This is a genomic window from Nonomuraea sp. NPDC050394 (genome assembly GCF_044459065.1).
Taxonomy (GTDB): Bacteria; Actinomycetota; Actinomycetes; order Streptosporangiales; family Streptosporangiaceae; genus Nonomuraea.
Map to the genome: position 1 here is coordinate 286,727 of NZ_JBITIO010000007.1, position 15,887 is coordinate 302,613.

Consider the following 15,887-nt stretch of genomic DNA (forward strand, 5'->3'; position numbering starts at 1 on the left):
CAGGGCGGGTGGGCCGTCCGGGAGTGCTGGGCACGTGCCCTGACGCCCCGCCGGGCCAGGAGGCCCCCTCCCGGAGGATGACCGGGGTGGGGCGCTCCTGCTTCGGCCTTCCGGGGTGGTGGGTCAGGCGGTGGCTACGGGGCGGGTGGGGTTGGCCACCCAGCCCGACCAGGAGCCGACGTAGAGGGCGGCGGGGTAGCCGGCCAGGTTCAGGGCGAGTACCTCGTGCGCGGCCGTGACGCCGGAGCCGCAGTAGGCGCCGACCGGGGTGCCGTCGGTCACGCCCAGGGCGGTGAAGCGGGCGTCCAGGTCCGAGGCGGCCAGGAAGCGGCCGTCGGCGGTGACGTTGTCGGTGGTGGGGGCGCTGACGGCGCCGGGGATGTGGCCGGCGACCGGGTCGATGGGCTCCACTTCGCCGCGGTAGCGCTCGGCGGATCGGGCGTCCAGCAGGACACCGGTGTTGGCCAGCGAGGCGGCTTCGTCGGCGGTGAGGACGGGCATGCCGCCCGGCACGGCGGTGAAGTCGCCGGGCGCGGCGGTGGGTTCGTCCTTGACGATCGGCAGGCCGAGGGCGTCCCAGGCGGGCAGGCCGCCGTCCAGGACCTTGACCTGGTCGTGGCCGAAGTAGCGCAGGTTCCACCAGGCGCGGGCGGCGATCGTGGAGCCGGCGTCGTCGTACACGACCACGGTCTTGCCCCGGGTGACGCCCAGGCGGCGCATCGCGTTCTGGAAGTGCTCGGCCGACGGCAGCGGATGCCTTCCCCCGGCGCCGGGCGCGGCGGCCAGGTCGGCGTCGAGGTCGCAGAAGAGCGCTCCGGGCAGATGACCCTCGCGGTAGCGGTCGATGCCGGGCGGTCCGCTGATCCCGCCGCGTACATCCAGCAAGGTCACGGCATCGCCTGACTCGGCCAGCTCGGCCGGGGTGATGAGCGGGCTCATCTGCTGCTTACCTCCAGAAGTGGTATGAGTTGTTCGGCGGTGGTCATCGAGCCGTGGTAGCCCGTGAAGGCCGCCTCCAGCTTGTGGGCGGTGTTGACGATCGCCAGGTCGGTGTACGGCACGGCCACCACGTCACCGATGCGTTCGATCCACTCCGCCTTCACCTTCGGCCCGAACCAACCGGCATCGACGGCCTCCTGCCTGGACACCACCCATGCCCGCCCGGCAAGGGTCTCACGCCAGGCCTCGAGGACGGCGTGCGCCGCACCCGGTTCCGCGTACACGTGTCGCGCCCTCGCCTCCCCACCCAGCATCGCGACGCCCGCGCACAGGTCGGGCGTCTGGTCGGCCTCGATCTTGTCGCGGGCGTTGACCATGCCGTGGTCGGCGGTCACGTACAGGGCGCCGCCGGGAGGCAGGGCGGCGGCCAGGCGTTCGGCCAGGCGGTCGACGATGGCGAGCTGGTCGAGCCACTCGGGGGTGCCCCAGCCGGTGAGATGTCCCATGGCGTCGAGGTCGCCGTAGTACACGGTGACGTGGGCACGCGGCTCGGCCAGGGCAGCGGCGGCGGCCTCGACCCTCTGGTCCACGGTGTCGGCGCCGAGGTAGCGGACGCCGCGGTAGACGGCCTCGGTCAGGCCGGTCCCCTCGAACATGGCGGGCGCCACATAACTGCAGGTCACCCCTGCGGCGGCGGCGCTCTGGTAGACGGTCTCGGCGGGCTGCCAGGTGAGGGGGTCCATGACCTGCTTGTCGGGCAGGGTCCAGCGCAGGCAGTTGAACAGGTGTCCGGCACCGGGCACGGCGAGCATCAGGCCGAGCATGCCGTGTTCGCCCGGGGGCAGGCCGGTGCCGAGTGAGCACAGGCTCGTGACCGTGGTGGCCGGGAACCCGGCGGTCAGCACCCTTTTCGTGGCGCCGGACAGGAACGGCGCGGTCTCGGGGTGGGCGGCCAGCAGTTCGGCGCCCAGGCCGTCAACGAGGAACAGGCAGACGCTGCGGGCAGGCTCAAGCCCGAGCAGGTTGCCGTCGCCCACACCGAGCGCGGCCATCAGGGAACGCGGCAGATCCGGCAACGACGACCCACCATAACCGGGCACCAGCGGAACAGCGTCCAGACTCATGACCAGATCCTAATAACACCCACAAACCAGGGCATATCCCTATGGCTCCGGCAAATCCCGTAAATCACCCCTAACCCGGTCACGCCAGAAGCCCCAGGCACGGCACCGAGACGCACCCGGCGAGCGCCAGGACCTGGTGGAGGATTGTTGTGCCCGGCCTCCGGTGAGACCGCCCGGGCGCGCCGTCCCAGCCTCGGTGGCCAAGGGCGGAGTCGTCACGGCGGGACGTCTCGGGCGTTCACTACCGGCCGTGAAGGGCGCGCGCCATCGCGGCGGGTGGGGCAAGCCGGCGCCGCCGTAACAGAAAAGATCCCCCGAAAACGGAAAGCGCGCGACTAGGACGAGGCGCGCGCCGTGGCTTCGGACAGTGTCTTGGCGAACGCCAGGACGTGGGACACCGCCTCGGGCCCGTCGGCGGCCTCGCTGACGCGCAGGGAGAGGTCGTCGGCGGTGATCGCGCCCGTGTAGCCGTGGTCGGCGTCGCAGTTCTCGTCGCCGCAGGTGGCGGGTTCGAGGTCGACGTGGGAGATGGCGCCCCAGCCGATCGTCAGCGTCACCTCGGTCGGCGGCACGCCGGGCACGTAGGACGCCGGGTCGGGGACCACCCTGGTCACGGCGACGGACTGCACGCGGCTCAGGCGTACCGCCTCGGTGGTGGTCGAGGCGTGCGAGGCCGAGACGCCTTCGACGGCCGGATGCTCGTCGGTGTGACAGACGAGCAGGCGCGAGGCGGACAGCACCAGCACGGTGACGTGCCTGCGCACCTCCATGGCGGGGTCGAACGTGGCCTCGTGATGGACCACATAGGCCGTCACGGCCTCCTTGCCCAGCGCGGATTCGACCGCATCCGTGACGAGGTCGGGGTAGTAGCCGCTGCGCTCGATCGCCTCGCGCAGACCCGCGGCTGAGACTCGGGTTTCCCTCATGGGTCCATCCTGCCAGGGCTCGGCAATGCTCTCACCCACCGGACAGACCACCCTATACCCCGCCCTGTTCCCACTTTCCACGCCCATTCCCCTCTTGCGGCCATCAGCCCTTTGCGAGGGTGCTCGCTCCCCTTCCGGTCAAGGCCGCCCTTCCCGTTACGGCCGGCCCCGCCCACCCCCACCCGCCGACCATGGCCGGGGACATTCCAGGGTCACGGCAGGCAGGCCGCGCGAGCGCGCCACCGCGACGCGCGCCCCATGACCACCCGGCAGCCCACGCCCGGCAGGGACGAGGGTCACCTCAGCCGGAGGTCAGACCATGCCTGGCAAGGCCGTTCGGCGGGAAGGGGCGGGCGGGGGTCAGGTCAGGCGGCGGGGGCCGCCGTCCTGGCGGGGGCCGGGTGGGGTCTTGAGCACTGCCCTGGCGCCCAGGACGATGACCTCGCTCTCCCCCACCAGCACCTGGTCCAGGTCGAGCCGGGCGACCTCGGGAAGGTCGTGGGCCAGGCGGCCCACGCGTACCAGCAGGTCTTCCAGGGCTTCCACCGCCACCGGCGGGTAGCCGTACTCGCCGAACAGCAGCGGCGCCGCGCGGACCGACCGGATCAGTCCCGCCGCGTCCTCCGCCGTCAGCGGTGCCAGCCGGAACCCCTCGTCCTCCAGCAGCCGGGCGGTCACGTCACCCAGGCCGAACGAGACGACCGGGCCGAAAGCCGGGTCCTCCGCCACTCCCACCACGGTGGGTACGGCGGGCTGCGGAACCATCCGCTGGACCGCCAGCCCGACGTCATCGCCGTACTGCCCGGCCAGCTCGGTGTAGGCCGCCCGGACGGTGGCGGGCCCGCCGAGCCCGAGCCTTACGGTCCCGGCCCGCCTGGCCGCCTCCGCCCCGGTCACCTTGACCACCACGGGCCAGCCGAGCAGCTCGGCCGCCTCCGCCGCCTCGTCGGGCGAGCGCACGATCGGCGCCGGCCACACCGTGATCCCGTAGCAGGCCAGCAACTCGGTGGCGTCGATCTCCACCGGCCCGGCCCCTGCCTCCTGCGCCGGGGGTCCGCCGGACGCGAACCCCCCGGCCTCGGGACCGTCGGCCTCCGGTGCCCGAGCGCCGGCCGCGGAGCCGTCCACCTCGGAGGCGCCGATCGCGGAAGCGGCCGCCCCTTCAGCCCCGCCCGTCTCGGAGGCGGCGGGGAGCAGGTCGAGGTGGTGGGTGACGAGGGCGTGGGCGGCCTCCGGGTTCAGGTCGGGGAGTTCGGGAGGTGTGCCCGCGGGGTGCGCCAGCCAGGCCGAGTACCGGACCACGTGGGCCAGCGCCCTGACCGCCTCCTCGGGCGCCGCGTATGAGGGGATCGAGCCTCGTGCCGGGGTGCGGCCCACCCGGAGATCCGGGTGCATGCCCAGATGACCCTCGAACGTGGCCAGGACGGGCTTGCCGGTGTCCTGGGAGACCTTCAGCAGTTCGGCGGCGACTCCGGCGGTGTCTCCGGGAATCGGTGGCATGTAGATGACCACGGCCGCGTCCACCTCGCCGGAGGCCAGGACGTCGGCGAGAGCCGTACCGAACTCGGAAGGGCCCGCGGAGGCGCCGAGGTTGACGGGCGGGCGGGGCTCCAGGCCCGCGTCGGCGCTGGCGTGGACGGCGAGCAGGCCCATCGCGTCGGAGTTGGTGACCAGGCCGACGCGGGGGCCCGCGGGCAGTGGCTGGTGGGCGAGGAGCTGGCCCACGTCGAAGAGCTGGATGAGGTCGTCGACGCGGATGAGCCCGGCCTGGGCGAACAGGGAGCTGATCGCGGAGTCCGGCAGGCGCAGCGCCCGCGCGGAGTGGCCGACGGGCGTGCCGCCGCTCTTCACGGCCACGATGGGTTTGCGGCGGGCGATGCGCCTGGCCAGCCGGGTGAACTTGCGTGGGTTACCGAGGGATTCGAGGTAGAGGAGGATGACCTCGCTGGCCTCGTCCTCCTCCCAGTACTGCAGGAGGTCGTTGCCGGAGACGTCGGCCCGGTTGCCGGCCGACACGAACGACGAGATGCCCATCCCGCGCTGGGCGACCCGCTGGAGCAGCGCGGTGCCGAGCGCGCCCGACTGGCTGAAGAAGCCGACCCGGCCGCGGCCGGGCAGGGTGGCGGCGAGGGTGGCGTTCAGGCGGGTGGCGGGGTCGGTGTTGGCGATGCCGAGGCAGTTGGGGCCGACGACGCGCAGGCCGTAGGAACGGGCGATGCTGGCGAGTTCGTCCTGTCTGGCCCGTCCGCCCGCGCCGGTCTCGCCGAAGCCGGAGGAGACCACGACCAGGCCGTGTACCCCCTTCTCCGCGCACTCCTTCACCACGTCGAGGACGCTTTCCGCGGGCACGGCCACGACCGCCAGATCCACCTCGCCGTCGATGGCGTCCACACTGGGGTACGCGCGCACGCCCGCCACCGCCCGCACCTCACGGTGCACCGGGTAGACCGGGCCGGTGAAGTCGGCGGCCAGCAGATTGCGCAGGACGGTCTGGCCGACGCCGCCGGGTTCGCGCGAGGCGCCGATGACCGCGACGGAGCCGGGCGTGAGCAGGCGTTCGATGGAACGCGCCTCGGCGCGGTGCTCACGGGCGGCGGTCACCTCGGCGGAGGTCTCCGTGGGAGCGAGGTCGAGCGTCATGCGGACCACGCCGTCGGCGAAGCGGCTCTGCGCGGTGTAGCCGGCCTGGCGCAGCACGCCCATCATCTTCATGTTGGCGGGCAGGACGTCGGCGATGAACGTCTCGATGCCGTTCTCATGGGCGGTGGCCGCCAGGTGTTCGAGCAGCACGGAGGCGACGCCGCGGCCCTGGTGGGCGTCCTCGACGAGGAAGGCCACCTCGCCCTCGGTGGCGCTGACCCGGTCGTAACGGATGACCGCCACCATCTCCATGCCGATCGTGGCGATCAGGGCGACCCGGTTGGTGTAGTCGACGTTGGTGAACCAGGCCACTTCCTTGTCCGACAGTTTCGGACGCGGGCCGAAGAAGCGGAAGTAGATGGATTCGTCGGACAGCCGGGAGTAGAAGGCGAGAAGCCGGTCGGCGTCGGCCGGGCGGATCGGACGCACGTGCGCGGTGCCGCCGTCGGCCAGCACGACGTCGGCCTCCCAGTGGGCCGGATACTGTGCATCCACAGTCCCGAGCGTAGACCCGCATCCCAGATGCCAAGACCGTTGGGCAACGCTTGTGCATCGACTGGGCGCCTCTGTCCGGTCTCTGCCCACGAGCAGGCCGAGAGCTGTTAGTTTTGCGGCGGCAGGCATAGCGAGAAGACGCAAGGTGGTGGCCTCATGACGCGGGTCGTCGTGGTGGGCGATCTCATGACCGACGCGGTGGCGCGCGCCCGTTATGCGCTCGCCAGAGCCAGCGACACACCCGCGATCGTGACGATGCACGGCGGCGGATCGGGGGCGAACATCGCTTCCTGGCTGGCCGTGGAAGGTGCCGAGGTGGCCTTCATCGGCCGCAGGGGCGCCGACATCACCGGCCGCAACCGCGACATGGAGCTGATGGGCTACGGCGTGGACGCCCGGCTCGTCATGGATCCCGAGCGGCCGACGGGCACCTGTGTGGTTCTCGTCACCCACAAGGGCGAGCGGACCATGCTCTCCGATCCGGGGGCCAATGCCGCCCTGTCGCCGGAGGACCTGCCGCGTGACCTGTTCAGCGGGGGTAGCCATCTCCATCTGTCGGGCTACACGCTGATCAACGAGGGTTCCCGCGACGCCGGTCTGGCCGCGCTGGACATGGCGCGGCGCGGCGGCATGACGATCTCGATCGACTGCTCCTCCTCGGCGCCGCTTGAGCGCACCGGGGCCGAGCCGTTCCTGGAGTGGACGAACGGAGCCAAGCTCCTGTTCGCCAACGCCGACCAGGCCAAGGTGCTGACCGGGCGCGACGACCCCGAGGCCGCCGTCAAGGTGCTCACCGCGTGGTTCCCGCAGGTGGTGATCAAGCTCAACGCGGACGGCTCCCTCTGGTACACCAACGGCCGCCCCGACCCCGTCCGAGCCGCCGCCGAACCGGTCGACCGCATCGTGGACGGCACCGGCGCCGGCGACGCCTTCACGGCCGGCTTCCTGCCGCCGTGGCTGGCCGGCAAACCCCCGGCCGAGGCTCTGGCCGCGGGCAACCGCCTGGCCGCCAAGGCCATAGTCCACCTGGGCGCCCGCCCCCGCCTCTGACCCCAGACCTCCAAACCCACACACCAGCGCCGCATGCCGGCAGCTCGGTTGATGGGATCCGGTTTCGGTGCGCCCACCCAGGGGGTGAGCGTGCGCGCGTCGCGGTGGGTCAGCGGTGAGGCGGAGGAGCGTCACCCTGGAAGGGCGGCCACGCCTGACGGCGGGTGGGGGTGGGGCGGCTTGCCGTAACGGATGGGCGGCCCGTAAAGACCGGCACACAGACCCGCACGCAGACAGAGAAGCTCGGCTGAGTACCCCCTACTCAGGCGGAGAGGGCGGGCGCGGCGGAGCATCGGCTGCATGACAGCGGCTGAATTCTCGCGTGCCCAGGACCGCTTCCGTATCCCGAGGGCGCGGCGTTTCGACTGGCTTGATCCCGTTGGCCCTCCGCTGCGTCGGTTCCCCGGCCTTGATCGGCGGTTGCCGCTGGTCTGGCCGGACCCGGTCATCCCCGAGTGGCCGGACTTCTGGCCGATCAACCCGCGCGGGTTCCCGCCGCTCCAACCCCCCTCCGGCACCGAACGCCACGAGCTGACCATCCCGGTCTCCCCCACCGACACTCCCGGCGACGACACCCGCTACGAGAGCGCCGACGGCTCCACCGTCCTGCTCCTGCCGCGCTACGACCTCGCCTTCGACGGGGAGGAGCCGCGCATCCTGATCGCGGACCGCGCGGGCACGCCGACGCTGGTCGTGGTGGTCGTGCAGATTCCGACGGGGATGAGCGAGCTGCCGCACGAGCTGTCGGTCTCGCTGCGCTACCGGGTGCCCGAGCTGACCGGCGGCTCCGTGGTGGTCGAGGTGGACTTCCCCGCGACCAGGCTGGACGACACCGGCACCGTCGTGTCGGCCGAGCTGCCGCTGACCGGCCCCGGCCTGCGGCAGCAGCTGCTGGCGGCGATGAGCTCGCTGGAGGCCCGCGCGACGGTCGTGGTCAAACGCGGCATCACGGTCGCGGTGCCCAACCCGATGCTGCTGATCGAGCCGCCGCCGCCCCAGACCTACCGCGAGGTGGCGCTGCTGCTGGAGTGCGTGGCCGGGCCGAGCCCGCTGCTGCTGTCGGACGCCCAGCGCGTACGGCTCGGCGGCGGCACCACCCCGACCGGGGTGCAGGGGATGCGCCGGTTACGCGTTCAGCACGAGGGCCGGGGTCATTCGTTCTGGCAGGACCCGGCCAGGCCCGAGCACTTCTACTTCCTGCCCGACCGGTTCCTGCTGGGCCGGCTGCCCGGGGCCGGACGCCGGCCCGCGCTGAACATCCGGGCGACCAGCGCCGCGCGTGAGGAAGATGTGCGGGTCACGGTCGAGTTCATGGCCAGGCCGGTCATCTCGACCGAACGGCTGGCCGCGGCCGAGCCGGTGCTGGCCGAGGAGGCCGCGCGGATGGGCTCGACCGCGCCGGTCCGGATGGAGATCCTGCCCGACGCCCAGCCGATGCTGCGCCTGGCCCTGCCGCAGGACGGGGCGGCGCCGTCCGGGCTGACCGAGCGGCCGAAGGCGCAGGTGGGGCTGGAACAGGGCGTCACCCACGCCGAGACCTTCACGCTCGACGACTTCAGGCTCGTGCACGCGGCCTTCTTCGGCGCCTCGCTGAACGTCATGAACGGCGAGGTCAGGGTCGGCGCGGGCGGCGGCCAGCCCGAGGACGTGGAGCTTGAGCTGCGCCTGGACAACACCGCCGGCGACGTCCTGGAGCTGGTGCCGCTGACCGCCCTGCCCGGGCGCGTCACCGCCCGGCTGGTGAACGCGATCGAGAGCCCGGTCCACGTGGACCGGCTGAAGGCCGTGGCCGTCTCCGCCGGCCGCCGGGTGCCGCTGACCGTCGAGGGCGGGCCGGCGGGCAAGCTGCTGGCGCCCGGCGAGGAGCTGGAGATCGCGCTGGTCCCGGCCGAGCCGCTGCCGGACACCGGCGCGTACACGATCGTGCTCGACCAGTCGGGCGTGGCGGTGCGGGTGGACAAGGAGGCGGTCTGGAAGGCGGTCTTCGACGACAGCGCCAAACCACGCCTGAGCCGGGAGGTGAGCGTGGTGGCGGTGCCGGCCATGTTCGGGGATCCCTCCGGTGACCGGGTGGCGCTGTTCGTGGTCTCGATCGTGGGCGCGCAGGGGTCGGTCCAGCTCAGCGAGACGGAGCTGAAGGCCACGACGCTCGTCCACGTGCCGGTGAGCTCGCTGCTGACCGGCGCCCCGATCCCGCCGCTGCGCTACAGGACCGAGACCGTCTGGCAGTCCGGCCTGGTCGGCGTCAGCCCGGTGCGCGAGACCGACGCGACGATCCTGCCGCCGATCAAGACCCGTCCGAACGCGTAGGAGGAGCGATGAGCGTGCTGCAAGGGCTGCCCGACCTGGGCGCCCCCGTCGGCTCCGGGTTCGCGGCGTTCGGCAGGGAGGGCCTGGTCGTCTCGGTGCCCGACCGTCTGGAACTGGCCCGCCGCGACGGCGTGCCCGAGCTGCTGGTGTCGTTGGAACGTTCCCTGGTCTTCCCGCCGTCCGGGCTGCTGGAGCTCGCCTTCACCGCCCTGTCGTCCACGCCGGGGGTGCCCGCCGACGTGCGCGAGAGCGTGCTGGAGCTCTCGGTCGTGCTCGGGCCGATCTCGCCGCCCGCGGTGCTGGCCGCCGACCAGCTCCTGGGCGCGCGGCTGGCCATCGCGCTGACGCCGGAGGCGGTGCAGGTGATCGCGCGCCTGGTCGAGGACGCCACCCTCCCGATCGAGGCCGCGGTACGGCTGGCCGTGCGGGCCGTGGCCCCGAGGGCGGCGTTCCAGACCGTGTTCGACCCCCGTGACCTCGCCGGCGGCCTGGCCGCCCGCCTGGGGAGCGGCGCCCGGGTCACCCGGTCCGCGCTGGTCCTGGCGCTGGCCGGCCTGCTCGGCGCCGGCCCGGACGCGGCCGAGGCGCTGGCGCTGCGCGTGGCGGCGCTGGTGGCCGTGCCCGCACCCGGAGCCGGCCTTGACCTGGTCCTGCGCGCGCCCGCCGAGGTGGCCCGCGGCTCGGTGCGCCTCGACCTGGCCGAGCCGGCCGCAGTGATCGCCCACCGGGTGCTGTCCTTCGACCCGTTCGCCGCCGCGCGTGAGGTGGCGGGCGGCTCGCTGGACCGGCACGTGCGGCTGATCACCCTGCCCGGGCTGCCAACCGGGCAGGTGCCGGTCCACGTCTCCGCCAACCTGCCGGAGCCGGTCACCGACCTGCCCACGCTTCTGGCGGACGTGCGGGTGCCTCCCGCGCCGCCCAAGCGTCCGCACGCGGTCTCCGGCAGCCTTGCCCTGGATGGGGCCGGCCGTACCGGAACGCTGACGCTGACGCTCGCGGCGGGCGAGCTGCCGTCGGGCGAGGCTCGGCTGCGGGCCCTGCTGTCCACGGGCGAGGAGGTCGAAGGGGCGTGGCGGCCGTTCGACCGGCGGCAGATCGTGCTGGGCCGCGACGACTTCCCGCTGCCGCTGCGGGTGGTGCTGGCCTCCGACGCGCTGCTGGCGCTGGCGACGGTGGAGGTGGTCAGGCAGTCCGGCCGTACGGCGGGGCGGCTCGCACCGGGCACGCCCACGGTGGCGGTGCCCGATCTGCCCGGCGACCCGGTGGCCAGGCTGGTCATCAGGCCGCTGGGGCGAGGCCGGGTGCTGGAACTGCCGGTGGACAACGGGCAACGGCTCGACCTGGACCCGGCGGTGCTGCCGGGGTTCGGCGGGCACCGGGCGCGGCTGGTGGCCCTGCACCCGCCGGTCACCGTCGAATGGGCGCCCGAGGCGGAGACGGAGGTGCGGCGGGTCCCGCTGAGCGTGGCGCGTCCTGAGGCGGAGATCGGGTGGACCGCGGACTCGCCGTTCCGGCCGGGCATGCGGTGGCGGGTGGCGCCGGGGCCGTGGTCGGAGCCGGTGGACGGACCGGTCATCACCGTGGACCAGCGAGCCCCGGTCGTGGTGGACGGCGTCGAGCTGGTGCCCGACCGGCGGGATCCGAGCGTGTGGGTCTATGTGCCGCCGGGGCCGTTCCTCGACCGCGAGCCCAGCCTCCTGGTGGCGGGCGAGACGGCGTTCCTGCAGCTCACCAGCCGGATCGACCTGCCCGATCCGGAGAAGGCGGCGCTGCTGGGCGCACTGGCGGGGCGGGCCGGGCAGGTCCGCGCCCTGCCGGTCGAGGTGCCGCGCGTGGCGCTGCAGGTGAAGGAGGCCGGCGTCTGGCAGGACGTGGCCACCGGCGGCAGCTCGGGGTCGCCGCCCTGGCGGACCGCGCTGTCGGCCGTGCTCAACCTTTCGCGGGCGGAGCTCGTGAAGGCGGCGCTGTCGGGGACGGCGGGGCGGGCGCGCCTGGTCGCCGAGCTGATCGAGTCGGACATCGCCCGCGTCCAGAGCCGCGATCTCGCGGAACTCATCAAGTAGGGAGAAAGCTCATGCTCTTGTTGCTCGAATCGATCCAGACCCCCGACGCCACCGTCTACCGCGACAGCGACAACCCGCTGAAGTTCTACGTCCTGCCGGAAGATCCGGCGATGCGGATGGAGAACGGCAGGCCGGTCTTCAAGTACCTGATCTACCGGACGCTCAAGCCCCTGCCCAACGGAGGCAACGGCGCGGCGCTGGTGTTCATGGACATCGAACTGGCGCTCAACGAGACCCAGACGAGCGCGCTCGCGGCCCATCTGGCCGAGAAGGTCACGCAGGAACGCGGGCCGGGCGCCCAGCCGGTCGACCCGAAGGCGATCATCCTGAGCAAGCCCGAGTTCACCGCGGGCAGCGTCACCGTGGACATGCTGGGCGGGTCCGGCAACCTCGTGCAGCGCGTCAACCACGCGGGCAAGCCGTCCATGTACGGCAACAACATCGTGGCCATCTCGGCCGAGCTGACCGAGTTCGGCGCGGCGATCTTCGAGGCCGCGATGAAGACCAGCGGCGCCGGCGGCGTGAGGGTCACCTACGACCTGTCGTTCGCCGCGCGGCTGCCCGAGGTGCGGGCCACGGGCCACTGGACGGCCAGCAAGTTCTACAGCTTCGTCCAGCAGGTCGACTTCGAGGAGAACTTCTGGTCCGAGGACGACTTCACCGAGAGCGTCGACGAGATCTTCATCAACTCCGAGTCGCGCGTCGTGGACATCGACCCCGGCGTGCTGCCGAGCGACCATCCGGTCATCAACACGGTCAGAGGACTGATGACCCAGCACCTCGACGAGGCCATCAAGCGCAACCTCATCGAGGCCATCCCGCCCGAGAACCGCGACTTCTCCAAGGTCCGCGACGCCGACTTCGAGAACATCAAGCGCAGCGTCATGGTCAACAAGTCGTCGGACGTGTTCATCCAGTTCAGGGAGAAGCAGGTCACGACCGTGACCAAGGGCCCGCAGGCCAACGTCAAGTCGATCGCCGAACTCGGGCTGGACTTCAAGGACTTCTCCCAGGAGGTGGACGCCAACCATCCGTTCCTGCGCCAGCTCAACCTCACCGTCCAGGTCAACGCCGAGTTCGAGGTACTGCCGATCTTCAGCGTGGACGTGACCATCGACTTCCCGCCACACACCGCCCAGCACGGGGTCAGGACGTTCACCTTCAAGAAGGCCGACGACGTGGGCAAGTTCGACGCGTTCCTCGACGGGCAGCCGAAGAAGTTCAAGTACCGCTACGTCGTCAACTACAAGGGCGAGAGCCGTACGTTCACCAGCCCGCTCATCGACCACGAGGGCGACGACCTCAAGATCAACATTGATGACCTCGGTCTCTGGATGGTCGACGTCGAGATCGGCGACATGAACTTCGACCAGGTCACCAAGGCCGTCCTGACGCTGCGGCACCCGGAGATCGCGCCGGGCGACCGGCCGGCGAAGACGTTCCAGATCGACAAGAACTTCTCCCGGCAGAGCGTCAAGGCGGTGCTGCTGCAGCCCGCGCAGCCGTATGGCGGGTCGCTGAAGTACTTCATGAAGGACGGCAGGGAGTTCGTGCGCGAGCTCGCCGGGCTGACCGACAAGACGTTCATCGTGGACGACCCGTTCTCGGCCAACAAGACCATCCAGGTACGCAGCAGGGGCGACTTCGAGCGTTCCATCGACACGATCTTCATCGACTTCGACTACAGCGAGACGGGCAACGACTTCCAGCAGACCCCGTCGGTGATCATCGACAAGGGCAACCGGGGCGTCAACGTCACCTTCCCCGTCATCGACGAGGCGAACGGCAAGCTGACCTACCGGGCGATCACCACCTTCCGCGACGGGCGCGTGTCCGACCCCGGCCCGAAGGAGCTGACCGAGCGGACGCTGGTGGTCGGCGAGCAGGCCAACATCCTGAGCGTCACCGTGCTGCCCGACCTCATCGACTGGACCAAGGTCAAGCTCGCGACGGTGGAGCTGACCCACGGGGCGGAGAGCGAGACGTTCGTCTTCCGCAAGGGCGAGGCCACCGAGCGGACCTGGGAACTGGCGCTGCCCGAAGGGGAGAAGAAGGAGTACCGCTGGTTCGCGAAGTTCTTCATGGAGAGCGGGGACCCGATCACGGACCGGTCGCCGGAGCCGGTGGACGACGAGAAGCTGGTCGTGGAACTGCCATGATCATCGAGGCCCCGCCGTACTTCATGATCGACGGTGTCACCGTGATGCGGGACCACGCCGACCCGCGCCAGTTCTACTACCTGCCGCTGTCGCCCTCCTTCCGGATGGAGGGCGGCGTGCCGGCGTTCAGCCTGCTGAAGTTCTTCTCCACCTCGGGGACGGGCGGCTTCGCCGACTTCGACGTGCACCTCGGCCTCAGTCCCCAGCAGTTCGGGCAGGTACGCGCCGAGGTCGGGCGGCTGGCCGGGCTGGCCGGCGAGCCGAACCTGGCGCCGCTGCCGGTCTTCGACGGCGGCGTCACGCTCATGCTGTTCGGCCAGCAGAGCGGCGGGAGCGGCGGAACCTTCGTCAAGGCCATCCGGCACGGCGGCAAGCCGTCCCTGTTCGGCGACAACAACGCGGCCTTCTCCGTCGAGCTCGACGCGCGCGGCGTGGAACTGCTCGACCAGGCGATGGAGCTCGCGCTGTCGCCCATCGGCGTCGTCTACCAGCTCGACTACCTGGCCCTTCGCCCCGCCTACCACGTACGGCTGAGCATCGACTGGAGCCGGGCCCAGGAGATCCTCGACGAGTCCTTCGGCCAGGAGGGCCTGTTCACCTCCTTCCAGATCCAGGACGTCATGGAGAAGCTGGAGGAGCAGCGGGCGATCGTCTTCGAGGTCGACACCACGGTCCCCGAGGACGCCGAATCCGGCACCTTCGCCGCCCGCAGGGACGCCGCCGCGGCCCGCGCCCGCGACATGATCACCGACGCGTTCTTCGAGAGCTCGCTGGACCCGCTGCGCGAGCCGCCCGACGGCTGGGACCGGGCCCGCGAGGTGGTCCGCTCGTTCTCCCCCGCGCGCAGCACCCCGCTGGGCGTGTTCACCTACAAGAAGACCCACTTCACCAGGATCGACCGCAAGCGCCTGGACGTGAACCTGTCAGAACGCTCCACGGTCCGCCGCACGATCTACCCGCAGGGGCACCTGAGCGGGCTGTTCCGCGAGAGCGGCGGCGTGGACAGGACCAAGCACGTCAAGGTGATCAACGCCGACCATCCATGGTTCCAGCGGCGCCGGGTCAAGGTCATCTCGCACGCCGACTTCGCCAAGGACCCGGTGCGCTCGATGACGGCCTTCCTCACCTACCGGGGCGAGGTCAAGAGCGTCCACCTCGACCAGAGCCGCCAGGAGGACACGGTCGAATGGCTCTCCCACGTCGAGGACGGCAAGCTGATCGAACCGGTCTCCCTGCGCTTCGCCGTGGACCTCCACCCCGACCCGACCGGCGAGCGGCCACACCGGCTGGAGTCGGAGACGACGCAGGTCACCGGTGAGACCGCGCCGATCCAGCCGCGGGCGCTGTTCGCCCAGGAGCAGATCCCGGTGCTCACCCGGGCGTCGTTCCCGTGGGAGCGCTACCCGCTCGTACAGGTGGAGCTACGCTACGACGACCCGGGCCACGGCATCCGCCAGCACGACGTCCTGCAGCTCACGCAGGGCCACCCGTCGGACAACTGGGAGCGGTTCCTGGTCGGCGAGCCCGCCGGGCCGGTCATGGCGCGGATCACCTACCGGGCCGCCGACAACCGCGACCGGGTCACGCCGCTCGCGCCGCTCACGCAGCCGCTCATCGACGTGCCCGACCCGTTCCCCGCCCGGCTGCGGGTGACGCTGACGCCCGTCCTGGACTGGACGCGGGTGGAACGGGCCTTCGTCGACCTGTCGTACGAGGACCCGGCCAACGGCATCCGGATCGGCGACTCGATCGAACTGGTGCAGGGGCAGCAGCCGCGGCAGTTCGTCGCCGACCGCCTGGACGTGACGGTCGAGCGGGTCGCCTACCGGGTCACGATGCTGATGCGCGACGGGAGCGTGGTCAAGGCGCCGCGTTCCAGCACCCTGCGCTCCCAGATCTTCGTCGGCCCGCGCGGTCAGCGGGCGATCGCGGTGCGGGCGCCCGGCGACTTCGACGGCGTCAAGCGGATCGAGGTGGCGGCCAGGACGCCCGCCGGGTTCTCCGACGCCTTCACCTTCGAGTCGGGTGGCGCCAGTGCCGTTTTCGACTACGAGTTCACCACCCAGGCGGACGACTTCTACGAGCTCAGGGTCGAGCGCTTGTTCACCAACGGGCTCAAGTCCACGCGCGACTGGCAGGTGCACGACACCGACGCCGTCGTCGTCTGATCTGGAGGTCGAG

General features: G+C 71.6%; 9 protein-coding genes. 5 read left to right on the forward strand and 4 right to left on the reverse strand.

Features of this window, described 5'->3' with window-relative positions:
- Positions 1-123 precede the first annotated feature (123 nt).
- The 4 genes from ACIBKY_RS27985 to ACIBKY_RS28000 all read right to left on the reverse strand — a co-directional run bounded on the left by ACIBKY_RS27985 (position 124) and on the right by ACIBKY_RS28000 (position 6,124).
- Positions 124-939: a sulfurtransferase gene (locus ACIBKY_RS27985; RefSeq protein ID WP_397100971.1), complete on the reverse strand. Its 816-nt coding sequence runs from the start codon at positions 937-939 to the stop codon at positions 124-126.
- A complete protein-coding gene (locus ACIBKY_RS27990; RefSeq protein ID WP_397100973.1) occupies positions 936-2,063 on the reverse strand; it encodes an alkaline phosphatase family protein in 1,128 nt (375 codons plus the stop codon). The genes ACIBKY_RS27985 and ACIBKY_RS27990 overlap by 4 nt, the downstream gene beginning before the upstream one ends.
- A gap of 335 nt (positions 2,064-2,398) precedes the next feature.
- The gene (locus ACIBKY_RS27995) at positions 2,399-2,989 is read right to left on the reverse strand and encodes a DUF5998 family protein (RefSeq protein ID WP_184974372.1); all 591 of its coding nucleotides are present in this window, start codon (positions 2,987-2,989) and stop codon (positions 2,399-2,401) included.
- Positions 2,990-3,349: 360 nt separating this feature from the next.
- Positions 3,350-6,124, reverse strand: a complete 2,775-nt coding sequence (locus tag ACIBKY_RS28000; protein WP_397100976.1) for a GNAT family N-acetyltransferase — start codon at positions 6,122-6,124, stop codon at positions 3,350-3,352.
- Positions 6,125-6,280: 156 nt separating this feature from the next.
- Here ACIBKY_RS28000 and ACIBKY_RS28005 point away from each other — a divergent pair, with 156 nt between their 5' ends.
- From ACIBKY_RS28005 to ACIBKY_RS28025, 5 genes are all read left to right on the forward strand, one after another.
- Positions 6,281-7,174: a carbohydrate kinase family protein gene (locus ACIBKY_RS28005; RefSeq protein ID WP_379609522.1), complete on the forward strand. Its 894-nt coding sequence runs from the start codon at positions 6,281-6,283 to the stop codon at positions 7,172-7,174.
- 300 nt (positions 7,175-7,474) lie between these two features.
- Positions 7,475-9,484 carry a hypothetical protein gene (locus ACIBKY_RS28010; RefSeq protein WP_397100978.1) on the forward strand — a complete coding sequence of 670 codons (2,010 nt, stop codon included), beginning with the start codon at positions 7,475-7,477 and terminating at the stop codon, positions 9,482-9,484.
- An 8-nt stretch (positions 9,485-9,492) separates the two neighbouring features.
- A complete protein-coding gene (locus tag ACIBKY_RS28015) occupies positions 9,493-11,547 on the forward strand; it encodes a hypothetical protein (RefSeq protein ID WP_397100980.1) in 2,055 nt (684 codons plus the stop codon).
- An 11-nt stretch (positions 11,548-11,558) separates the two neighbouring features.
- Positions 11,559-13,706: a hypothetical protein gene (locus ACIBKY_RS28020; protein WP_397100982.1), complete on the forward strand. Its 2,148-nt coding sequence runs from the start codon at positions 11,559-11,561 to the stop codon at positions 13,704-13,706.
- A complete protein-coding gene (locus ACIBKY_RS28025; RefSeq protein WP_397100984.1) occupies positions 13,703-15,874 on the forward strand; it encodes a hypothetical protein in 2,172 nt (723 codons plus the stop codon). The genes ACIBKY_RS28020 and ACIBKY_RS28025 overlap by 4 nt, the downstream gene beginning before the upstream one ends.
- Positions 15,875-15,887 lie beyond the last annotated feature (13 nt).